20 protein-coding genes are annotated in these 21,573 nt (G+C 71.0%); 9 read left to right on the forward strand and 11 right to left on the reverse strand.

What is annotated here, in order from left to right; all coding sequences use genetic code 11:
• Positions 1–53 precede the first annotated feature (53 nt).
• The 3 genes from ACIHFE_RS28710 to ACIHFE_RS28720 form a co-directional block, all read right to left on the reverse strand.
• Complete coding sequence (locus ACIHFE_RS28710) at positions 54–680, reverse strand: hypothetical protein (protein WP_400111179.1); 627 nt, start codon at positions 678–680, stop codon at positions 54–56.
• Between the two features lie 135 nt (positions 681–815).
• Positions 816–1,646, reverse strand: a complete 831-nt coding sequence (locus ACIHFE_RS28715; protein ID WP_400111076.1) for an MOSC domain-containing protein — start codon at positions 1,644–1,646, stop codon at positions 816–818.
• A gap of 75 nt (positions 1,647–1,721) precedes the next feature.
• A complete protein-coding gene (locus ACIHFE_RS28720) occupies positions 1,722–2,216 on the reverse strand; it encodes a DUF6643 family protein (RefSeq protein WP_400111078.1) in 495 nt (164 codons plus the stop codon).
• Between the two features lie 189 nt (positions 2,217–2,405).
• On the opposite strand from ACIHFE_RS28720, the gene ACIHFE_RS28725 reads away from it, so the two are divergent.
• A complete protein-coding gene (locus tag ACIHFE_RS28725) occupies positions 2,406–3,797 on the forward strand; it encodes a TerD family protein (RefSeq protein WP_400111181.1) in 1,392 nt (463 codons plus the stop codon).
• A 16-nt stretch (positions 3,798–3,813) separates the two neighbouring features.
• Here ACIHFE_RS28725 and ACIHFE_RS28730 read toward each other — a convergent pair whose 3' ends face one another.
• The gene (locus ACIHFE_RS28730; protein WP_400111079.1) at positions 3,814–4,983 is read right to left on the reverse strand and encodes a glycosyltransferase; all 1,170 of its coding nucleotides are present in this window, start codon (positions 4,981–4,983) and stop codon (positions 3,814–3,816) included.
• An 89-nt stretch (positions 4,984–5,072) separates the two neighbouring features.
• Here ACIHFE_RS28730 and ACIHFE_RS28735 point away from each other — a divergent pair, with 89 nt between their 5' ends.
• The 4 genes from ACIHFE_RS28735 to ACIHFE_RS28750 all read left to right on the forward strand — a co-directional run bounded on the left by ACIHFE_RS28735 (position 5,073) and on the right by ACIHFE_RS28750 (position 10,035).
• On the forward strand, positions 5,073–5,864 hold the full coding sequence (locus tag ACIHFE_RS28735) for a glutamate racemase (RefSeq protein WP_400111081.1): 792 nt from the start codon (positions 5,073–5,075) through the stop codon (positions 5,862–5,864).
• A 95-nt stretch (positions 5,865–5,959) separates the two neighbouring features.
• Positions 5,960–6,553 carry a hypothetical protein gene (locus ACIHFE_RS28740; RefSeq protein ID WP_400111083.1) on the forward strand — a complete coding sequence of 198 codons (594 nt, stop codon included), beginning with the start codon at positions 5,960–5,962 and terminating at the stop codon, positions 6,551–6,553.
• Between the two features lie 517 nt (positions 6,554–7,070).
• Positions 7,071–8,456: an MFS transporter gene (locus ACIHFE_RS28745; protein WP_400111085.1), complete on the forward strand. Its 1,386-nt coding sequence runs from the start codon at positions 7,071–7,073 to the stop codon at positions 8,454–8,456.
• A gap of 178 nt (positions 8,457–8,634) precedes the next feature.
• A complete protein-coding gene (locus tag ACIHFE_RS28750; RefSeq protein ID WP_400111087.1) occupies positions 8,635–10,035 on the forward strand; it encodes an NADP-dependent succinic semialdehyde dehydrogenase in 1,401 nt (466 codons plus the stop codon).
• A gap of 20 nt (positions 10,036–10,055) precedes the next feature.
• On the opposite strand, the gene dhaK is transcribed toward ACIHFE_RS28750, so the two are convergent.
• Positions 10,056–11,048 (reverse strand): dihydroxyacetone kinase subunit DhaK, encoded by a 993-nt coding sequence (gene dhaK, locus ACIHFE_RS28755; protein ID WP_400111089.1) that lies wholly within the window; start codon positions 11,046–11,048, stop codon positions 10,056–10,058.
• Between the two features lie 461 nt (positions 11,049–11,509).
• On the opposite strand from dhaK, the gene ACIHFE_RS28760 reads away from it, so the two are divergent.
• Positions 11,510–12,598, forward strand: coding sequence for a globin domain-containing protein (locus tag ACIHFE_RS28760; protein ID WP_400111090.1), 1,089 nt, complete (start codon positions 11,510–11,512; stop codon positions 12,596–12,598).
• An 8-nt stretch (positions 12,599–12,606) separates the two neighbouring features.
• Complete coding sequence (locus tag ACIHFE_RS28765; RefSeq protein ID WP_400111091.1) at positions 12,607–12,867, forward strand: hypothetical protein; 261 nt, start codon at positions 12,607–12,609, stop codon at positions 12,865–12,867.
• Between the two features lie 61 nt (positions 12,868–12,928).
• Here ACIHFE_RS28765 and ACIHFE_RS28770 read toward each other — a convergent pair whose 3' ends face one another.
• The 5 genes from ACIHFE_RS28770 to ACIHFE_RS28790 are packed head-to-tail and all read right to left on the reverse strand — an operon-like array spanning position 12,929 to position 18,703.
• Complete coding sequence (locus ACIHFE_RS28770) at positions 12,929–14,581, reverse strand: alpha/beta hydrolase (protein ID WP_400111093.1); 1,653 nt, start codon at positions 14,579–14,581, stop codon at positions 12,929–12,931.
• Positions 14,582–14,608: 27 nt separating this feature from the next.
• Complete coding sequence (locus ACIHFE_RS28775) at positions 14,609–16,594, reverse strand: ABC transporter ATP-binding protein (protein ID WP_400111095.1); 1,986 nt, start codon at positions 16,592–16,594, stop codon at positions 14,609–14,611.
• 5 nt (positions 16,595–16,599) lie between these two features.
• Entirely contained in the window at positions 16,600–17,391 is a 792-nt protein-coding gene (locus ACIHFE_RS28780) for a hypothetical protein (protein WP_400111097.1), read from the reverse strand.
• Complete coding sequence (locus ACIHFE_RS28785) at positions 17,385–17,948, reverse strand: hypothetical protein (protein ID WP_400111098.1); 564 nt, start codon at positions 17,946–17,948, stop codon at positions 17,385–17,387. The genes ACIHFE_RS28780 and ACIHFE_RS28785 overlap by 7 nt, the downstream gene beginning before the upstream one ends.
• Positions 17,949–17,959: 11 nt before the next feature.
• Positions 17,960–18,703 carry a hypothetical protein gene (locus ACIHFE_RS28790; protein ID WP_400111100.1) on the reverse strand — a complete coding sequence of 248 codons (744 nt, stop codon included), beginning with the start codon at positions 18,701–18,703 and terminating at the stop codon, positions 17,960–17,962.
• Between the two features lie 161 nt (positions 18,704–18,864).
• Here ACIHFE_RS28790 and ACIHFE_RS28795 point away from each other — a divergent pair, with 161 nt between their 5' ends.
• Both ACIHFE_RS28795 and ACIHFE_RS28800 read left to right on the forward strand, forming a co-directional pair.
• Positions 18,865–19,242, forward strand: coding sequence for a hypothetical protein (locus tag ACIHFE_RS28795; RefSeq protein WP_400111101.1), 378 nt, complete (start codon positions 18,865–18,867; stop codon positions 19,240–19,242).
• Positions 19,239–20,453, forward strand: coding sequence for a radical SAM protein (locus ACIHFE_RS28800; protein WP_400111103.1), 1,215 nt, complete (start codon positions 19,239–19,241; stop codon positions 20,451–20,453). The genes ACIHFE_RS28795 and ACIHFE_RS28800 overlap by 4 nt, the downstream gene beginning before the upstream one ends.
• 63 nt (positions 20,454–20,516) lie before the next feature.
• On the opposite strand, the gene ACIHFE_RS28805 is transcribed toward ACIHFE_RS28800, so the two are convergent.
• Positions 20,517–21,566, reverse strand: coding sequence for a helix-turn-helix transcriptional regulator (locus tag ACIHFE_RS28805; protein WP_400111105.1), 1,050 nt, complete (start codon positions 21,564–21,566; stop codon positions 20,517–20,519).
• Positions 21,567–21,573: the final 7 nt, after the last annotated feature.

Here is a 21,573-nt window from a genome sequence, read left to right on the forward strand (position 1 = left end):
ACCGGTGTCCCGCCGCTCCACCGTAGCGTGCGCGGGACAAGGGAGTTGACCGGTCAGCTTCCCGCGTCCGCCCGGCCCCAGGTGTGCCGGGCCCGTTCCCAGTCCTGTTCCCAGCGGGCGTACCGGCGGCGCATCAGCCGGCGCACCGCCAGTACCCGGGCCCCCTGTATGACGCCCGCGGTGGCGGCGGCCGCGCCGATCCCCGCCAGCACCGAGTGGACCTGTGCGGTGGCACCGTCCAGCGGGCGGGCGGCCGCCCCGCCCCGGTCGTCGGTCCACAGGGCGAAGCGCCGCCCGGGCTCGGCGGTGCCGTGCACCGGTACCACCCCGGTGTGCGGCGTGCCGTCCGGGCCGGGCCAGCGGGCTATCGCCCGGTGATGGCCCTCGTGTTCGGCGCCGGGCTCGCGGTCGGTGTCCATGGCACGGCTGGGCAGCGCCTTGAGCAGCACGGCCTCCACCTGGTGCCGGTGCAGGCGCTGTTCACGCACCGCGTGCCACAGCGCGGCATGGGCGTGCGAGCCCGAGGTCCAGCCGGCCACCGACCCGGCCACCAGCATCAGCAGCACCGCCACCAGCCCCAGCCAGGCCTCCACGGCATCGCTGCGGCGGCGCAGCGGATTGCGCCGCCAGCGCCAGGCGGGCCGCCGCACCAGCCGGCCGAACCATCCCCAAGGCATCATGCGCACGGTGCTCACCCCCTTTGCCTCGGTCTTTCCGCGCGGGCGTCCCGGCATACCGGGACGGACGGCGGAGAGAGTGAAATCACTCCCGGTGACCGGAGGTTGGGGCGTCGCATTGACGTCGTGTTCCCTTGCTCAGCCGAGGATCTCGACCCGGTCGCCGACCCGCAGCACTCCGGTGTGCTCGGGGATCAGATGCTGCCCGAAGATCAGCCCGTTCTCCCGGCGGCGGTGCCGGGCCAGGGTGCGCAGCGGTTCCTTGCCGCGCGCGGCGGTCGTCTGGTCGGTGGTGGTGATCACACAGCGCCCGCAGGGTTTGGCGACCCGGAAGGTCACCTCGCCGACCCGCAGCCGCCGCCAGTCGTCCTCGGCCCAGGCGGTGGTGCCGTCCACCACCAGATTGGGGCGGAAACGGTTCATCGGCAGCGGGCCCTCGCCGGGGTGATCGCCCTGTGCGATCAGGGAGTTGAGGGCGTCCAGCGAGGCCGTGGTGGTGACCAGCAGCGGATAGGCGTCGGCGAAGCTCACCGTGTCGCCCTCGCGGGCGTACTTGGGGTCGACCGCGCGGCGGCTCTCCGGCCGGTCCATATGCATCAGCCGGACCGGTATGCCGAGGAAATCGCTCAGCCAGGCGTGGGCGGAGGCGGCGGCGGGCACCGACTCCACCTTGTCCTGGAACAGTTCCACGACACATGTGCCGTGCTCCCGCTCCGAGGGCACGGCGACCTCCAAGGGCTCGGTGCCCGGCGCCGTCAGCAGCAGCCCGCCGCCCGGGGCGGGCCGTGCCGAGACCAGGGTGAGCCGGGGCTGCTGCCGCTGGGTGACGGCCCGGCCGTCGGCGTCGGCCAGCAGCCACCTGCGGTCCCCGGCGAGCCCCCACGGCTCCACGGCCGCCTCGCCGGGTGCGCAGCCTGCCATCGACTTCACCGGATAGAAGTGGATGGCCTTCAGTACAGGTACGGACATGAGGCCATCTTGCCAGCGATCTTGGGCAGTTGACCGGGCCGAGCCCCCCGGATTCGGGAGAGATCGGGAGATTCGTCAGTATCCGCCCTGGTTCGGGTACTGGCTGCCGTACGGGCCTTCCTGCTGCGCCGGGCGCGGGGCGACCGGGCGCATCGCGTCATAGCCGGCCGGGGCGGCGGGCCGCTGCTGGTACTGCTGCGGGCCCGGGTAGCCGCGCGGCGCCGAGGCCTGCTGCGGGATGTACGGGACGGCGGCCTGCTGCAGCCCGGCGGGCTGCGGGGCGGCCTGCTGCCCGTACTGCTGGGGCTGTTGGGTGTAGCCGGTCTGCTGGGGCTGCGGTGCCTGGTAGCCGGCGGGTGCCGGAGCCGCGGAGGGCCCGGACGGCAGCGCGGGCAGCGCCGGCAGCGAACTGCCGCCCATGGATCCGCCCATGTCATAGGGGGCGGAGACCCGGATCGGCGCGATCTGAGGGGTGCCCCGCTCGGCGACGAGGCTGTCGTAAATGGGGGTGTCCTTGAAGGACGACGCGGTGTAGTAACCGCTGCCGTAGGCACTGCGCGGGGAGGTCATAGCCCATAAGGTAAGCCCCCGGTGTGCCGGTTGGGGAGTCAGGTACGGGGGTTGATTCCGGCACCTCGGGTGCCGCCGATGAAAAATCCGGGCGAACGCGGAGAATTCTCCGGTCCGGGGGCGTTGAGCAGGTGTAACGACCGACCCGACCGGGGCTCCCGGAGCCCGATTCAGGGGTGGAACATGGGGATGCGCAAGGGCGCCAACATCCGGATATCCGCGCGGACGGTGCGGGTTGAGCTGGGCTGGAACCCGGGCCCGGGGGTGCCGGACGTCGACGCGTCGGCGCTGCTGCTGGCTCATGGGCGGGTGCGCTCCGACGACGACTTCGTCTTCTACAACCAGGGGGCGCACCCCTCCGGCGCGGTACGGCACCTCGGCAAGGCGCCCATTGGCGCGATCCTGACGGAGTCCCTCATGGTGGACCTGGCCGCCGTCGAGCCGGAGATCGAGTCCGTGGTCCTGGCTGCCTCGGCGGACGGAGGCGCTTTCGGCCAGGTTCCCGGGCTGTACATCCGGGTGCTGGACGCGGCGGACGGGGCCGAACTGGCCCGCTTCGACAGCCAGGACGCCACCGTGGAGACGGCCTTTGTGCTGGGCGAGCTCTACCGCCGGCAGGGGGAGTGGAAGTTCCGGGCCGTCGGCCAGGGGTACCACAGAGGGCTGGCGGGGCTGGCGACGGACTTCGGCATCACGGTGGACGAGGTGCCGGCGGCCGTGCCGGGGGCACCGGATCGTGCCCCGGTGGCACCGCCCCAACTGCCGCCTTCCCCGCCGCAGTTCCCCCCGGCCCCACAGGGCGCGCCCGCGCCGGAAGCGCAACCGTTCGCGCCGCCCGCGCCCCTGGCGGCACCGGCGCCCGGGTCCGCCCCGCGCCCTGAGCCACTGAGTCCCGTGTCACTGAACCCCGTATCGCTGAACCCCGTATCACCGAGCCCTGTGTCACTGAGCAAGGTGACGCTCACCAAGGACCGCCCCACCGTCTCGCTCGCCAAACAGGGCGGTACCTCCGGCACCATGCGGGTCAACCTCAACTGGCAGATGCGGGAGGCGTCCCAGGGCGGCTGGGCCCGGCGGCTGAGCAAGGTGATGGCACCCCAGCAGCAGCTGGACCTGGACCTGGGGGCGCTGTACGAGATGACGGACGGCACCAAGGGGGTCGTCCAGGCGCTGGGCAACGCCTTTGGCGCCGTGCACCGCCCGCCCTATATCCACCTCGACGGGGACGACCGCACCGGGGCGGTGGACACCGGCGAGAACCTCACCATCAACCTCGACCATCGCAGCGCCTTCCGGCGGATCCTGGTGTTCGTCACCATCTACGAGGGCGCCACAAGCTTCGCCGGGCTGCACGCCACCGTCACCCTGCAGCCGCAGCACGGCGCACCCGTGGAGTTCTCGCTGGACGAGTGCACCGTGCCGTCGAACGTCTGCGCACTGGCCCTGATCACCAATGAGGGCGGTGATCTGATGGTCCAGCGCGAGGCCCGCTATCTGGTGCCGGCCCGCGGGGTCAGCCCGCAGCGCACCCTGGACCACGCCTATGGCTGGGGGATGAACTGGCGGCCCGGCCGCAAATGAGCTGCCCGGGCCGCCCTCAGGGCGCGGCCTCGGGGCGGGTGTAGGTCCGCCCCTTCCAGGCCGCGCCCCGGCCCCGGTGGTGCTGGACCGCCGAGTCCACCGTCATCAGCAGGTACAGCAGCGCGGTGACCGGCAGCAGCGGGGCCAGCCACCAGGGCTGCCGGTAGTGGCGCAGCATCGGTGCGTAGGTCCCGGCCATCACCGCCCAGGCCATGGCCCCCGCCGCCAGGGCCACCCGGTCACCGGTGAGCGCCCCCGTCACCACGGCCGCGGGCGGCGCCAGGTACACCAGCGCCAGGCCGGCCACCGTGGCCGCCAACAGCGGTGGGCTGTAGCGGAGCTGGGCATAGGCGCTGCGCGAGACCATCCGCCATAGCTCACCGAGCCCGGGGTAGGGCCGTACGCTGTCCACCTGTTCGGCGAGCCCCAGCCAGATCCGGCCGCCGGAGCGCTTGACGGCGCGGGCCAGCGAGACATCGTCGATCACCGCGTGCCGGATGCTCTCCGGGATGCCGGCCCGCTCGGCGGCCTCCCGGCGCAGCAGTACACAGCCGCCGGCCGCGGCGGCGGTCCGGGCGCCCGGCCGGTTGACCCGGCGGAATGGATAGAGCTGGGCGAAGAAGTAGACAAAGGCCGGGATGACCAGCCGTTCCCAGGGCGTGGCCACCCGCAGCCGGGCCATCTGCGAGACCAGGTCCAGTCCGCCCGTACGGGCCGCGGCCACCAACTCCCGCAGGCTGCCGGGCCGGTGGGCGATGTCCGCGTCGGTCAGCAGCAGATACTCGGTGTCGGTGCGGGCGCGGGCCAGCGCCATGCCGTGCCGGACCGCCCAGAGCTTGCCCGTCCAGCCCGGGCCCGGCTCTCCGGGCGTGTCCACGGTCAGCGGCAGCCCGCCGTGCCGCTCGGCGAGGGCCCGGGCCAGCTCGCCGGTGCCGTCGGTGCTCCCGTCGTCGATCAGGAAGACCTCCGCCCGGCCCGGATAGTCCTGGGCCAGCAGGGAGGGCAGGCTGCCGGGCAGCACCCGGGCCTCGTCCCGGGCCGGGACGACCACCGCCACCGACGGCCAGCCGTCCGGCGCGGCGCGCGGTGGCAGGCGCACATCGGTGCGCCAGAACAGGCCCTGCCCGAGCAACAGCCAGGCCCACGCGGTCAGGGAACCCAGCGAGATCCATGTCAGCGCGTTCACCCGCCGAAGTCTGCCGCAGTGGCGGCTCTCACGCCGGTCCTTCCGGGCCGCCCGGGCCGGGTCAAGGGGTCATCCATTAAAGTGACCGGGTGAAGATCGCGCTTATGGACTCCGGCATCGGCCTTCTGGCGGCGGCCGCCGCTGTGCACCGCCTGCGGCCGGACGCCGATCTCGTCATCTCCTCCGACCCCGGCAGCATGCCCTGGGGCCCCAGGACTTCCGAGGACGTCACCGAGCTTGCCCTGGGCTGCGCCCGAGCCGCCGCCGCCCAGCGGCCGGATGCGCTGATCATCGCCTGCAACACCGCCTCGGTGCGCGCGCTGGCCGCGATCCGGGCCGAGCTGGAGCCCGGGCTGCCGGTGATCGGCACCGTGCCGGCCGTCAAGCCCGCGGCGGCCGGCGGCGGGCCGATCGCCATCTGGGCCACCCCGCTCACCACCGGCAGCCCCTATCAGCGGGCCCTGATCCGTGACTTCGCCGCCGGGGTGGAGGTCACCGAGGTCCCCTGCCCGGGACTGGCCGACGCCGTGGAGCGGGCGGACGACCGGGCGATCGACGCCGCGGTGGCCGCGGCCGCCGCCCGTACGCCCCGGGACATCCGGGCCGTCGTGCTGGGCTGCACCCACTATGAGCTGGTCGCCGAGCGCATCCGGGCCGCCGTCCAGCCGCCGTCCGCCCCGCCGCTGGTGCTGCATGGCTCCGCCGGGGCGGTCGCCGCGCAGGCGCTGCGCCGGATCGGCGCGGCACCGCGGCCGGACGCCGAACCCCGTGGCCGGCTGACCGTGCTGCTGGGCGGCCAGGAGGCCGCGGAGCCGATGCCGGCCGCGCTGGGCTACTCCGAGGGCCGCTTGCTGGCCGCGCTGGCGCCCGCCCGCGCCTGACCGCTTCCGCCGGGCGCCGCACCGGGCGTCCGGCCGCCGGCCCGGCGTTTCCGCCCCCCTGCCGCGGCCGGCGAAGGTGGGTAGGCTTGCGGGGTATGAGCGAGAAGCCCGGAGCACCCAGGGGTGATGAGGGCGCGCGGAGCCCCGGCGATGATTCCGGCGGGCCGGATCCGGAGCCCGCGGTGTGGACCGGCCGTGCCACCAACCGAGCGCAGTGGCTGCTCGCCGCGGCGGGTGCCGCCTGTATGGCGCTGGGCATCGAGCTGGCCGTGGACAGCCCCTGGACCTCGGGGCTGGCGCCCCTGGTGATGTCGGTGGTGGGCTGTGTGGCGGCGGGGCTGCTGATGCTCTTCGGCACCCTGGCCTTCGTCCATGTGGCGGTACGGGTCGACAAGGACACCCTGGAGATCCGCTGTGGCCATATCGGGCTGCCGCGCACCCGGATCCCGCTGGCCCAGGTGATCGGCGCGGACTTCGCTCCCCGCCTCACTCCCCGGCACTGGGGCGGCTGGGGCTACCGCTGGCGGCCGGAGCAGGGCACCGCGGTGATCGTGCGACGCGGTGAGGGATTTGTGGTGCGGCTCGGTGACGGCCGTACCTACACGGTCACCGTGGACGACGCCGAGGCGGCGGTGCGGGTGATCCGTGACCGGCTTCGGCTGGTGGGCGGGCGCGCCGCGTCCGCCTGAGGTCCGCTCGCGCGATCCACTTCTCCCGGATGCGCCCGGCCGTTGTTGCCGGGCGCATTCCGCTGTGCCGGTCGTTCCCGGGCCTCGGAGGCCAGTTCCCTGCACGCGAGTTCCCCGGCTCGAAGAAAAGAGCGGGCAAAATTCCGCGACGCCTCGGCGATCTGGCTTGAAGCGCTCGACATCCCGCTCTATCCGAAATCCCTTAGCTTTGCTAAAGTGTCTGCTGCGTATTCTTCCGAGCGCAGTCGGGAGTCGGTGAGGATGCACCGCAAAAGCATATGATCGACCGCTCGCTCAACGTCATCGAGTGCGGCTGTTCCCTTTTTGGGAAGAGCGATCCGGCGAGCCGGGCGATGACCCGCCCCGCCCCCTGATCTTGGGGTGATCGCGGGAAACATACGAGGTCAAACCGGCCAACGTTCCCATCGCTTTGCGCACTTTTCACCCCCTCCGGGCCTTTAGCGCCTGCTCGACACTGGGCGTTCTCTGCCTGTTCGAGATGAATTCAGGGATGCGCATGAAAGCTTTTCGGGTGACTCGTGAGTTCCCTCTCGCATTGCGACTGCTATTGATCAACCAGTTTGGGATCGATATCGGGTTCTATATCCTGGTCCCGCTTCTCGCCGCATATCTGGGACGAGATCTCGGAATGTCCGCAGCGCTGGTCGGACTGGTGCTGGGCATCCGGAACCTGGGCCAGCAGGGCCTGTTTCTGCTGGGCGGCTCGGCGGCCGACCGGCTGGGACCCCGAACGGTGATCATCGCCGGGTGCGCCCTGCGCACCCTGGGCTTCTCGCTCTTCGCCTTCGGCAGCACCCTGCCGGTGGTCTGTGGGGCGTCGTTGCTCAACGGGCTGGCGGCGGGGCTGTTCTATCCATCCACCCGCGCCTATGTCGCCCTGTCCCCGGGAGTACGCAAGGCGGAGGCGTTCGCACTGCTCAATGTGTACGCCACCATTGGCTCGCTGATCGGGCTGGTGCTGGGCAGCGTCCTGTATATGACCGACTTCCGCATCTGGGCGGTGGCCGGCGCCGGGGTCTTCGCACTGCTGACCGTCGCCCAGGCGCTGGTGCTTCCGGACAGCCCGCCGGTCGGCGGCAGCCGGGGCAGTGTGCTGGGCGACTGGCTGGAGGTCTTCGGCAACCGCAGGTTCCTGCTGTTCTCCTTCGCCACCACCGGCATGTTCACCGTGGAGAACCAGCTGTGCCTGCTGCTCCCGGACGGCGCCCGGCAGGCGTCCGGCTGGGACGGGGCGGCCGGGGTGCTGCTGGGCATGGGCGCGGTGGCCAACCTCTTCCAGCTGCCGATCACCCGGGCGCTGGAACGGCATGGCGGCGGTCCCCGCTGGGTGGGGCCCGGACTGGTGGTGATGGGACTGTCCTTCCTGCCACCGCTGCTGATCTGCGCGATGGACCCGCCCAACGGGGCGCGGGAGATCGCCCCCCGGATGGTGATCATGGTCCTTGGGTCGCTGCTGCTGTTCTTCGGGACGATGGTGGCGCACCCCGCGGTGCTGGAGATGATCCCCCGGTTCGGCCGGGAGGCACTGGCCGGGACGTACTTCGGCCTCTTCTATGTCTTCGCCGGGCTGACCGCGGCCGGTGGCAACGCGGTGGTCGGCTGGTCCATGGACATGGCCAAACGGGCGGGCCTGCCCTGGCTGCCCTGGGTGTGCTGCACCTGCTTCGGGCTGTCCTCGGCGATGGCCGTGGCGGTGATGTACCGGATGCGGGCCCTGCCGGACCGGGCCGGCCCCCCGGTGGTGGAGGGCACGGTGATCTCGCCCGGGCTGCCGGCCACCGCCGGCGCGGAATCCGGGCCGGAGGCGATGGGCGGCTGGGATACCGCACGGCTGCCCGGGCCGGCCCGGGCAGCGGACGACGCGGACCGGCCCCCGCGGTAGCGCTCCGCCGGTAACGGGGTCAGCTGGCTGCGGGTTGTCCGTGGCTGGTCGCGCCCACGCGGCGGAGCCGCATGACGCAACAGCCTCGCGCCCCTGGGGGCCCGGCCCGTCTTGCGCCGCACCTCGGTGCGGCGCAAGGTCGAGGGGTCGGAGCAGCGCGCTGCGAGGAAGGACGGCCATGGCCATCGCGACGGTGAACCCCACGACCGGCGAGACCCTCAAGACCTTCGAGGAGTTCGGCTCCCAGGAGATCGAGCGGCGGGTGGAAGCGGCCGCCGAGGCGTCCCTGCGGCACCGCACCACCTCCTTCGCCGAGCGGGCCCGGCTGCTGGGCGGCGCGGCGGACCTGCTGGAGGAGGACCAGGACGACATCGCCCGCACCATGACCCTGGAGATGGGCAAGCCACTGGCCGCCGCCCGGGCCGAGGCGGCCAAGTGCGCCAAGGCCATGCGCTGGTACGCCCAACACGCCGAGGGCCTGCTGGCCGACGAGCACCCGGCCGAGGCCGACATCAAGGACTCCGGTGCGGTCCGCGCCCGGGTCCACTACCGTCCGCTGGGCGTGATCCTGGCCGTGATGCCCTGGAACTTCCCGCTCTGGCAGGTCATCAGGTTCGCCGCGCCCGCTCTGATGGCCGGCAACGTCGGACTGCTGAAACACGCCTCCAATGTGCCGCAGACCGCGCTCTACCTGGAAGACCTCTTCCGGCGGGCGGGATACCCCCCGGGCTGCTTCCAGTCCCTGCTGGTGAGCTCCCGCGCCGTGGAATCCCTGCTGCGTGACCACCGGGTGGCCGCCGCCACCCTCACCGGAAGCGAACCGGCCGGCCGCTCGGTCGCTGCCATCGCCGGTGACGAGGTGAAGAAGACGGTCCTGGAGCTGGGCGGCAGCGACCCCTTCCTGGTGCTGCCCTCGGCCGATGTGGACCGCGCGGTACGCGTGGCGGTCACCGCCCGGGTGCAGAACAACGGGCAGTCCTGCATCGCGGCCAAGCGGTTCATTGTGCACACCGACATCCATGATGTGTTCACCGAGCGCTTCACCGCTCTGATGGACGCCCTCACCGTGGGCGACCCGATGCAGGAGTCCACCGATATCGGCCCGCTCGCCACCGAGCAGGGACGGGACGACCTGGCGGCGCTGGTGGACGACGCCCTGGGCCGGGGCGCCACCGCACTGTGCGGCGGGCGGTGCCCCACCGAGCCCGAGTCACTGACCAGGGGCTGGTTCTACCAGCCCACGGTGCTCACCGGAGTGACCCCCGGGATGCGCATCCACCATGAGGAGGCATTCGGCCCGGTGGCCACCGTCTACCGGGCGCGCAACCTCGATGACGCGCTGCGGATCGCCAATGACTCCCCGTTCGGCCTGAGTTCCAATGTCTGGACCCGGGACGAGGCCGAACAGGAGCGCTGTGTCCGCGACTTGGAGGCAGGCGGCGTCTACTTCAACGGCATGACCGCCTCCCATCCCGCCTTCCCCTTCGGTGGCGTCAAGCGCTCCGGCTACGGCCGTGAACTGTCCGGCCATGGCATCCGGGAGTTCTGCAACACCACCACCGTCTGGCACGGGGCCTGACGGCACGATCTGAGGACGGGTCAACAACCCCAGCGCAGCCCGGCGGTGCGTACCGGGGCGTCCCAGAGCCGCAGCAGTTCGTCATCGACCTGGCACAGCGTCACCGAGGCACCGGCCATGTCCAGGGAGGTGACATAGTTGCCCACCAGCGTCCTGGCCACCGCCACCCCGCGCTCGCGCAGCACCCGGTGCACCTCGGCGGTGAAGCCATAGAGTTCCAGCAGGGGAGTGCCGCCCGCCCCGTTGACCAGCACCAGCACCGGGGCGCTGGGCCTGAGGTCCTCCAGCACGGCGTCCACCGCGAAGTCGGCAATCTCCCCGGCGGTCATCATCGCCCGCCGCTCGCGTCCCGGCTCGCCATGAATTCCCACCCCCAACTCCAGCTCGCCCGGCGGGAGTTCAAAGGTGGGTCCGCCCTTGGCCGGGGTGCTGCAGGCGGTCAGGGCGACCCCGAAGCTCCGCGAGGCTTCATTGACCCGGCGGGCGATGGACTCCACCCGCTCCAGCGGGGCGCCCTGCTCGGCCGCCGCTCCCGCGATCTTCTCCACGAACAGGGTGCCGCCGGTGCCCCGGCGCCCGGCGGTGTAGGTGCTGTCGGTCACCGCGACATCGTCGTTGACCAGCACGCAGGCCACCTGGATGCCCTCGTCCTCGGCCAGTTCGGCGGCCATATTGAAGTTGAGTACATCGCCCGTGTAGTTCTTCACGATGAACAGCACGCCCCGCCCGCTGTCCACGGCGGCCGCGGCCCGCACCATCTGATCGGGTACGGGCGAGGTGAACACCTCCCCGGGACAGGCCGCGTCCAGCATCCCCGGACCGACGAACCCACCGTGCAGCGGCTCATGCCCCGACCCGCCGCCCGAGACCAGCGCCACCTTCCCCGCCACCGGGGCGTCCCGGCGCAGGATCACCCGGTGCTCCACATCCACGGCCAGCTCGGGATGTGCGGCGGCCATTCCGCGCAGGGCGTCGGAGACCACGGTCTCGGGGACGTTGATCAACATTTTCATCCATGGCTCCTCGGCTGATCGACGAATAACGGGCCTGCCTTGCCGACCTTACTTCGGTGACCGAGGGTGAGTATCGCGGTAACCGCGTCACATGGAGCGATTCAACAAGTTCCGGTCCCGAGTTCTAGTGGGTACCTCCCTTCCCCGTCCGGTGGCCCTCATTGAGGATCGTGTGACATCCGGAAGCATTTATTCCGTTTCTTTGGCTCCGCACTCCGATGAGGATTTATGTTGGCCCCTTGCGACTCCCGCGCGGTTCTCCTCAGACGGGGAGCCCATAGCGGTCACGCCCTCGGTGCACCTCAACAAGGGGGCGGCTTGCGGGATTTCGGCCTGTGGTGCGGGCTCGCGGAGGTCATGCCGAATGGCGGATGGGGAGCGCTGACCCCATGAGAGAGCCGGAGACCGCCGAAGCGCCTTTGTCGGACCATGAGACAGGCCTCATCAGGAGCTCACTGGCAGTGGTTGAGCCCCTGGCAGGGGAGATAACGGTCTATTTCTATGCAATCCTCTTCGCCCGCTACCCCGATGTGCGACGCCTGTTCCCGCAGGGGATGGACATCCAGCGCGACCGCCTGCTGCGTGCGCTGTTGCGTGTGGTGGAGCTGGTCGACGACCCCGAGAGCCTCGTCCGCTTCTGCGGACAACTCGGCCGTGAGCACCGCAAGTTCGGCACCCTCCCGGCGCACTTCCCGGCGGTGGGCGAGTGCCTCCTCGACACTCTGGCCCGCCATGCCGGCCCGGCCTGGACCCCGGAGACCGCCGCGGCCTGGACAAAGGCGTACGGCATAGTCGCCCAGGTCATGATCAATGCGGCCGAGCAGGACGCGGCGGTACGGCCCGCCGTGTGGCCCGCCACGGTGGTGCACCGGGTCCCGCGCGGCCATGGCATCGCCGAAATCACGGTGCGCCCCCATGGCAGCTACCCGTACGCCGCGGGCCAGTATGTGAGCATCGAGACCCCTTGGTGGCCGAGGCGGTGGCGTTACTACTCCGTCGCGAACGCGCCTCGTGAGGACGGCACACTCACCTTTCATGTGCGTGCGGTGGCCGGCGGTTCGGTCAGCGGTGCGCTGGTGCACCGTGCATCGGTGGGCGATGTGGTCCGGCTGGGGCCCCCGATGGGCGACATGGTCCTGGACGCGGCCGAGCACAGCCAACTGCTCTTTGTGGCCGGCGGCACCGGTCTCGCTCCGATCCGGGCACTGATCGAAGAGGTCGCCCGCCGAGGGGGGCACCATCAGGTGGAACTGTTCCTCGGCGCCCGGACCGCGGCCGAGTTGTACGGGGTCGACGAAATGCTCCGGATGGCCCAGCGGCACCACTGGCTGACCATCAGGGGCGCGGTCTCCCATGAGCGCATTCCCGGGATCCGGGGAGCCTTGCCGGAGGTGCTGGTCGAGTACGGGCCGTGGTACGAGCACGACGCCTTTCTCAGTGGCCCGGCTCAGATGATCGCCTCGGCCAGGGAGACGCTCACCTTCCATGGCACCTCTCCCCGCCACATCCATCACGACCCCTTCGAGACTCCGGTCCTTTCCGTTCCCTGAACCCTCTCGTGACCTTGCCTCCGCCGTCTTTCGGATCAGCGGGTGAACACCGGCTGCAGCAGCACCTGGGCACCGCCGGCCGCGCGGCCCGGTTCTACGACCGGCAGGTGCGCTCCCATCTCACCCCCGAAATGCAGGAGTTCATCGGCCGTCAGGCCATGGTCTTCCTGGCCACGGTGATCGACGACCGCACGCTCGCCTACCCCGAATTCCGCTGGTGGCGCCACAGCCCGGCCCAGGGACTCGGACTATTTCACCGAGTCCCGTAACCGAGTCCCGTAACCGAGTCCCGTAACCGAGTCCCGTAATGGGGGCGTCCGTGGCACTCCGCTACCGGACGCCGTGCACGGCCTCGGAATCGGTGGGCGGGAGAGCGGACTTGGCCTTCGCCGTTAGGGAAGCGGCGGGCGGGTTCACATAGACCGGTGCGGGATCGGGTTCGGGGGCGCAGGTCTTGGCGATAAAGCCCTTGCCGGAGGGGAGGCTGCCGTCCCGCAGATAGGCGGTGAAGGTGTCGTCCAGGCAGGCATTGCCATGGAAGAGGATCTCGTGGAAGCTGCCGCCGTTCTGGACGACCAGCTTGGATCCGGGCAGTGCCTTGTGCATGGCGACGCCGCCCTGGTACGGGGTGGCGGCGTCCTCGGTGGCCTGGAAGAGCAGGACGGGCGGCAGCCCCTTGCCGGTGATCTTCAGCCGGCCGGCCTGGTGGCCCTGGTAGGGCCAGAACATGCAGGCGGCGTTGTACCACATGTTGTTGTAGGTGTAGAAGGGCGCGACGGCGTCCACCGTGGCCTGGTCCTTCTTCCAGAACTCCCAGTCGCGCGGCCAGTTGTTCTCGGTGCACTGGACCGCGTTGTACGCCGGGAAGGTGCCGTCATCGGCGCCCGGGGCCGCATAGCTGTTGTAGGCGATGGTCAGCGGGCGGGTGTCGTGCTTGGTGAGATAGGCCGACAGCACGGTGGCCATCCGGGGCCAGCGCAGGAAGTTGTAGCCGCCGCCGTAGAAGGTGTCCTCGAACTCGGCGGGGCCGATCTTGCCGGGGGCAGGGGCGGCGTTCACGGCGTTGGCCCGCAGCCCGTCCTCGACCTGGTAGTACTTCCGCTTCACGGTGGCGGCGTCGGTGCCCAGGTGGTAGACCGAGTCGGCCTTGGCGGTCCAGGCGGCGAAGGCGTCGAACCGGCGCTGGTGTTCCTTGTCCTGCAGGATGTTGTGGTCGTACCAGCTGATGGTGGGGCCCACGATGCTGTCCAGCACCATCCGGCGCACATGCGAGGGGAAGAGCTGGCCATAGGTCGAGCCCAGCGAGGTGCCCCAGGAACCGCCATAGAAGTTGATCTTCTGGGCGCCGAGTGCCCGCCGGATGCTGTCCATGTCGCGCGCGTTGTCGACGGTGGTCATATGCGGAAGGAACCAGCTCCAGTTGGCGGCACAGTCGGCGGCGTACTTGGCCGACTTCTCCAGCCATGCCGTTGAAGTGCCCTTGCTGACCTGGTAGTCCGGCCGTTCGCCGTCGAAGTAGTGCGCATCACAGGTGACATGCGGTTCGCTGGCGTTGGTGCCCCGGGGGTCGAAGCCGATCCAGTCGTAGGCCGAGGCGACGTCCTGGGGGAGCTTGCCGGAGATATAGGCGGGCATCCACAGACCGGAGTCGCCGGGGCCGCCGGGGTTCAGCAGGATGGGGCCCTGCCGCTTGCTCTTGGGCGCGGTGGCCGGGAGCCGGTTCACCTTGATCTTGATCTTGGTGCCATTGGGGTGCGCGTAGTCCAGCGGTACATCGAGCATCGCGCACTGCAGGGCGGGAGTGGTGGTGTCGTGACAGGAGCTCCAAGTGAGCTTTCCCTGGCCGGTGTTCTCGGATGCGGATGCGGATGCGGATGCGGCGGTGAAGGCGGAGGCGGAAGCGGGGGTGATGCCCGCGAGGACTCCGCCGAGGGCGACGGCGGTCGATATCAGGGTTCTGGCTCTTGCTCTCGCTCTTCTCATGCGAGGAATCATGTGACATGTACAATGTCACACACCCGGTTGGTGGGCGGGTGTTATCCAACTGTGACCATTGTCCGGTGCGTACTGGCCGGCCTGAAGGCGGTAGAGCTCGGCATAGAGTCCGTCCGCCGCCAGCAGCTCGGACGGGGTGCCGGATTCCACCAGCCGTCCTCCGTCGAGGACATGGACCAGATCCGCATGGCGGACCGAGGCGAGGCGATGGGTGATCAGGAGGACGGTGCAGCCGTCCCCGGCCAGGGAACGGATCTTGTCGAAGAGCATCAGTTCGGCGCGGGCGTCCAGGGCCGCGGTGGGTTCGTCGACGATCAGGATCCGTCCCCGGCGGTAGGCGGCGCGGCTGAAGCCCAGACGCTGCCACTGGCCCCCGGACAGCTGGTGGCCGCCGCGGAACCCCCGGGCCAGCAGGGTGTCCAGACCGTGCGGCAGCCCGGCGACCAGGTCCTCCGCCCCGGCATGGCGCAGGGCCTCGGTCAGGCGGGCCGCACCGTCCGGCGCGTCCGGGCGCCCGATCAGGACATTGGCCCGAGCGGTGAAGGCCCACCGGGTGAAGTCCTGGGCCACCATGGCCACTCGGTCCGCCAGCCGCCGGCGGTCGGCGAGGGCCGCGTCCGTGCCGTCCCAGAGGATGCGGCCCCGCTGCGGGGTGTAGAGGCCGGCCAGGAGCTTGGCGAGGGTGGTCTTCCCGGAGCCATTGCTGCCGACGAGCGCGACGATCCCACCGGTGGGAATGGAGAGCGTCACATCGTCCAGGGCCGGCCCGGCCGCGCCCGGATAGGTGAAGGTGATGTGCTCAAAGCGGATGCGCCGCGGCCGCTCGGGCAGCGGCAGGCCCCCCGTGGGCGGGGTGCGCCGCTCGGCCTCCGCGCAGAGCCGCTCCAAGTCCCCTACGAACAGGGCCTGTTCATGCAGGGCATTGACCTCCAGGGCCAGCGTGGTGAGATCCGCCGAGGCGGTACGGATCGCGATCACGGCGGTGCCGGCGACGGACAGCGCCATCGCCCCGCCCAGCAGCAGCGCGCCCAGCGTGAGGTAGGTGGCGGCCGTGGCGGCGCCGATCCAGATCGCGGCGATCAGTCCGGTCCGGGCCTCCAGCCGGGCCAGCCGGGCCTGTTCCGCCTCGGCGGACTCGGACAGGGCACGGAAGTGCCGCAGCAGGAACGGGCCGATGTCATGCACCCGGATCTCGGGCGCGGCGCCGGTGTCGGTCAGCATATGCCCGATCAGCGCGCCGGCCCGGGTGTGCTGGGTCCAGGCGTGGAAGGACAGATAGCGGCGACGGGCCGTGGTCAGCGCGCTCCAGGAACCCGGCACCGTCAGCAGGGCCAGCAGCGGCAGCAGCACGGGGTGCAGCACGGTGAGGACCCCGGCGGCGGTGAGGAACGAGATCGCCGCGTTGATGACGCGGTTGCCGATGCCCATCATGCGGCGGGCCGAAGAGGCCCCGTACCGGGCCGAATCGAGCAGCTTATGGAACTGGTCGTCCTCGATCGCGGCCAGTTCCACCTGCGAAGCCCGTTCGAGGTACACCTCGGTCGCCACCCGCTCCACCCGCGGCTCCAGCCGCCCCGTCGCATAGGTGGAGACGGCCCGCAGCAGCGCCCCGGCCGACATGGTGACGCTCACCGCGATCAGGGCGGGCAGCGCGCCGCGCAGCCGGTCCCCGATGGCGCCGGCCGTCAGCAGCCCGGCCAGAACACGGTTGACCGCCAGGAGACTTGCCGCCTGGGCGAGCCCACGCCCGGTGTTGGCGGCGACCAGGAGCCGGGCCGCGCGGGGGTCGGCACGCCAGGCCAGGCGGAAGCCGGAGGCCAGCAGCCGGGGCAGCCGGCGGAGCACCGCGCGCAGGGTGAGTTCGAGGTATGCCTCCTCATGCTGGGACCAGCCCATGTCGTAGCGCAACGGGCCGCCGAACAGCAGCTGTTCGGACTCCGAGGGCGACGCCCCGTCCGGGCCGTCCGTCCCCCCGGTACGGGCGCGGTGCCCACGGCGCATGCCGCTCACCCCGCGAGGGACGCGGCCGTGAACACCAGCGCCGGGTACGCCCCGATAAAGGCAAAGACAAAGGTACTGAGGCCCATGGTGACCGCGATACCGATGTGCAGGGCCGCTCCGGCCGCGAGGAACCCCCAGCGCGGGACGCCCGGCAGGAAGAAGGCGAGCCAGAAGGTCACCTCCAGCACCATGACGCCCCAGGCGAGGAGGCGCCCCAGCAGCGGCCGGGCCCGCAGGGCCGCGGCCAGCCGGGGCGAACCATAGGAGTGGGTGGAGAGGATCAGCGCCAGACAGGAGCCGTCGCGCCACATCGGCGAGACCAGCTTGGCCACCCCCGCGATCAGATAGCTCAGCACCAACTGGCAGGTGAGGAAGGCCAGGAAGAGCCGGCCTACGGTGCCGCCGACGACCAGTGTCGCGGCGGCGGTGAGCAGAGCGAGGGCGGCCATCTGGTCCGCCCCGTCGGTGCCGTAGTCACCGCGGTGCAGGCCCAGCAGCAGGGTGGACAGCAGCACACAGGCCAGCACGGCCGAGCCGCCGGTGGACCGCGCGGCCACCACGGGGGCGGCCAGGCCCGCCGTGAACTGGACGGCCAGCACCGCCCGGTACCGTTCCCAGACAAAGAGCCGGCGCACCGCGGCCGGGCAGCGGTGCGGGTACGCCCCGATCACGGACCACGCCAGCGTGCCGTCCTCGGTGAACTCGCGGGCCTGGCGCAGATCGCGCGCCGCCGACACGGCCAGCCCGGTACCGCAGACGGCCAGGATCGTCCGGGCCGTCTCGGTCTCGTTCAGCATGGGGTCCCCTCCCGGGCGCCGGCCTTCGGTACGCCGGCCTCCCCAACTCCCGTCTCCAGCCGGTGCACGGCGGAGACAAAGACCACCTGGGGGTCCTCGTCCCGCAGACTGGCGTTCGCGAGGACGAACTCGAAGCCGATGGCGGCGGCGTCATGCGGCGCCGCGGCGGCCCGGTTGAGCAGCAGCAGATAGGGCGTGCTGATCATCAGCCGGGCGTCCCGGGTCGGTGCGTCCGGCTCCTCCTCCCAGCCCTTCGCGGCCTGCCGCATCAGATGCGCGGCGGCATCGAACAGCGCCTTGCCCGCCCGGCCCCGCGCCCCGCCCTCCGGCAGGACCAGCCGCAACGGTCCGGCCGAGCCATTGGCGAGGACATCGCGGTACATCAGCACCTTGTCCTTGGTCGCCGGATTGGGCGCGAAGAACGTCCAGGCCGGCAGCAGCGGAGCGAACCAGGTGGGGACCCGCTTGCGGACCGCGTCGCCGATCCGGGGCAGCGCGGCCACCACGGTCACCAGCAACCACACCGCCAGCGCGACGGCCACGAGTACGGATCCCATGGGGCGGCCCGCTAGAGGGAGTAGTGGCGTTGGCGCGTGGCGAGCAGCCGGGCCACCGAGGCGGCGAACCCGTCCGCCCCTCCCGTGATCTCCTCGATCTCCGCATCCGACAGTTCCGTGGTGCTCTCGCCCTGGAGGCAGCCGCCGCGGTGTTTGCACTGGACGGCCCGGTGCGCCTCACATGCCAGATTGTCGGTGATCATGTCCAAGGTCGTGAGCGTCTGGCACGGCTCGGGCCGCCCCATGTGGATATGCCGGTCCACCGGGCTGACGTTCTCCAGCAACCGGCGTTCCAGCGCGGTGAGTTCGGGAGCCCGGCGGACCAGCAGATAAGCGGCCGTGACCGAGGGGACGCTCCGCTCGGTGTGCTCGACGATGCTGAAGTCCGAGCCCTGGAGCGGGCCGCCGGTGTAGGGGAAGGCCAGCGTCCTGAACGGAAACCCCTGCGGGAGCGCCAGGTCGCGCACCAGTGGATGTGCCGCGCAGAGCAGGTCGAAGAGCCGCGACGCGGCCACCAGCCGGACGCCGGGAGCGGGCCGCTGGGGAATGGGCGTGTCCCGTACGGCCTGCCAGTCGCCGCGCAGCGCGGCCTCGCGGAGCCGTTGCCACGAGGGTGCGGCGGCGTCTCCCACATAGAGCACCACGGAGCCCGCGGGCGGCAGTAACCCGCCGCCGGGCACGCCCGCCGCATCGGGCGGGACGGTCACCATCTCCACGCTCTTCACCGAGGGCGCGGCTGTCGGGGCAGGTGTCATCGATGTCTCCTGGCCGGTCGCTGGGCTGGGCCACCAGTCTTATGCGCAGCCCTGACCGCCAACACCCCCTCAATATTGGGGGGTTGGTGGAGGCTCTCCCGCCGCATTACCTGGTGACGGACAAAAGCGCCATCGAACGACGGAGAGCGAGGGCGATCGGCATGGCCGGAAGCAATCCCACCCAGCCCGAAGCGCACCAGCCGCAAGCGGCCTCCCGCAGCGCCTATTTGCGGCTGCTGGCGCTGCAGCGCACCAGCGGGTCGGCCGAGCCCCTGGCCGACGGGGCCGGGCAGCGGCAGGAGCGGCTGGAGATCGTGGACGGGCTGCGGCCCGCCGAGCGGATGTGGCCCGACTACCCCGACTTCTGGGTCGAAGGCCCCCGCGGCAGCTGGCATGAGCGGTTCCTGGACAAGGGACCGCGCCGGACCGGATTGGTCACCCGCCGGGCGGACGAGGGCCCGGCTCCGCGGCGGCCGCGCGTCACCGAGGCGTACCTGCGGCTGAAGTCGGCCCTGGGAGCCGGAACCGGGCCGGCATGAGCATCGGCACGGCCGAGGACCGGCCGCGGGCGGACCGCCCGGCCGCGCGCGGGCCGATGCCGCCGTATCTGCAACTCGTGGTCAAGGTCTCGAAGTTCTGCAACCTTCGCTGCCGCTATTGCTATGAGTTCCCCTCGCTCGGCGACCGGGCCGCGATGACGGTGCCACAGGCCCGGAGCATGATCAAGCATGTGGGGGAGTGGCTGGCGGATCAGCCGGGCCGGACGGCGGACTTTGTGTGGCACGGCGGGGAACCCCTGCTGATGCCCCATGAGTTCTACCGGGAGGTCAAGCTGGCCCAGCGGGAATTCCTGGAGCCCGCCGGGATCCCCTATGGCAACTCCGTCCAGACCAATCTCTACCGGCTCACCGACGAGGACCTGGCCCTGATACGGGAGGTCTTCGACGATGTGGGCGTCTCGGTGGACCTGGCCGGCGGCCAGCGGGTGAATGTCGCCGGCCGCCAGGCCCAGCCACGGGTCCTGGCCCATATGCAGCGCCTGATGGACGAGGGCCTGAACTTCGGCTGTATCACCGTGCTCTCCCGCTCAACCGCACCCCATGTGGCGGAGATCCACCGCTTTTTCGAGGACATGGACCTGGGCTTCCGGCTGCTGCCCATCTACCGGACGGGCTATCCGGGGCAGCAGGCGGAACACGAGCTCGCGGCGGAGGAGATCGTCGCCGCGCTGAAGACACTCACCGACCGCTGGCTGGTCTCGGACAGCTTTATCAATGTCGAGCCGATCGAGGGCTATGCGGCCAATGTCGTACACGCCCTGTACGGAGAGGGCGAACGGCGCCGCTATGACAAGGAACATGGGGAGACCATCCTGGTCATCGACACCGACGGGTCCGTGTACTCCAATGGCGATGCCTATGACCCGGCCCTGCGGCACGGCGATATCTTCACGGAATCCCTGGCCGGCATGCGCCGGTCCGCGGGCTTCGGCGAGGCCCTGCGCCAGTCCCGGGAGCGGGTCCGGCAGACCTGTGCCAACTGCCGCTACTTCGGCTCCTGTTCCGGATTCTTCGCGGCGGAATCCACGCCCGAACAACGCTGGCGCGACCCCGTGTCCGGACTGCCCCGCTGCGGGGTGGTGCTGCCCGTGCAGCGGTATATCGAGGAACGGCTCACGGAGCTGGGGCTGGTCGACTCGGTGACCCGCCGGCTGGACCGTGCCCTGCTGGAGCGGCGGGCGCTCGACTGACCCGCTCCGGACGGGGCGTGTGGGGCGGGGCTTCCCGAGGGAGCCCCGCCCTCCCGGGGCGCCCTACTGCCGGAGCCCGGCGATGAGCTCTTCGCGGCCCGCGGTACCGGTCTTGCGGTAGAGGGACCGCAGATGGCCGGCGACGGTGTGCGGGGACATGCCCAGCAGACGGGCGATGTGCTTGGTCGGCAGCCCGCCCAACAGGTGCTCGACGATGGCCCGTTCGCGCGGGGTGAGCCCGTACCAGGCGCAGATGGCCGGCAGCAGCAGTGAGGCCGGGGCGGACTGGAAGGTGATGGTGATGTCGCCATCCGCGCCGTCGAGGAACTGCGCGTGCGCCGCCACCCACCCCTCACCGGTCGGAATCCGGCTGAGCGCCGTGCTGTTGGTGCGCCGGGTGTGGTAGGTCATGCCCCATAACAGATTGGTGAGCTCCTCGTCCTTGGCCCGCGCGGACTCGGGGACGAACTCGCGCAGCCAGGTGCGGGCCGTGGAGGTCATGCCCTTGATGCTGTCGTCGGGGCCGATGACCACCACCCCCGGGGACAGCCCACGACGGCCCGGACGCAGCGGCTTGCCGGCCACATACCGCCGCAGGGCGATCGCCATGGGTTCCGCCAGTCTTTCGGCGCACTGGGCCTCCGCCTCCGAGAACCCTTCGCTGCCGTGCTCCCGGAGCAGGATCAGCCCGCCCCATGGCACTCCCCGGTGCGTCAGCGCGATACGCATCTCGCTGCCGAAGCCCTCCGCGGGCATCAGGTCATGCGACCGCACGCTCCGGGGGTACCGGGACGAACCGGCGCTGAGCACGCCCACCGGGCCGGGGCCGTACATCAGGTCGGCGAAGAGGTGGGGTTCGGTGCCGAGGGACTCATCGGCCTCCAGGCGATGGGCCGAGGCCACGCTGTAACCGTGTTCCTTGTGGTGGAAGCAGCCCACCCCGGTGAGCGGGTCCAGCCCGGCCAGCATATAACCGTTGTGCGGGACAAAACGGTTCAGCCGGCCGGAGAGCTCGGTGCCCAGCTCGGGTATCGACGGGGCCGCCGCGGCGGCGGCCAGCAGAGCGTGCTGGAATCTCGTCGCCTCATCGGCGCTTACCCAGCGGTCGGCCATGTCATGT

This window comes from Streptomyces sp. NPDC052396 (genome assembly GCF_044593195.1).
Classification (GTDB): Bacteria; Actinomycetota; Actinomycetes; order Streptomycetales; family Streptomycetaceae; genus Streptomyces.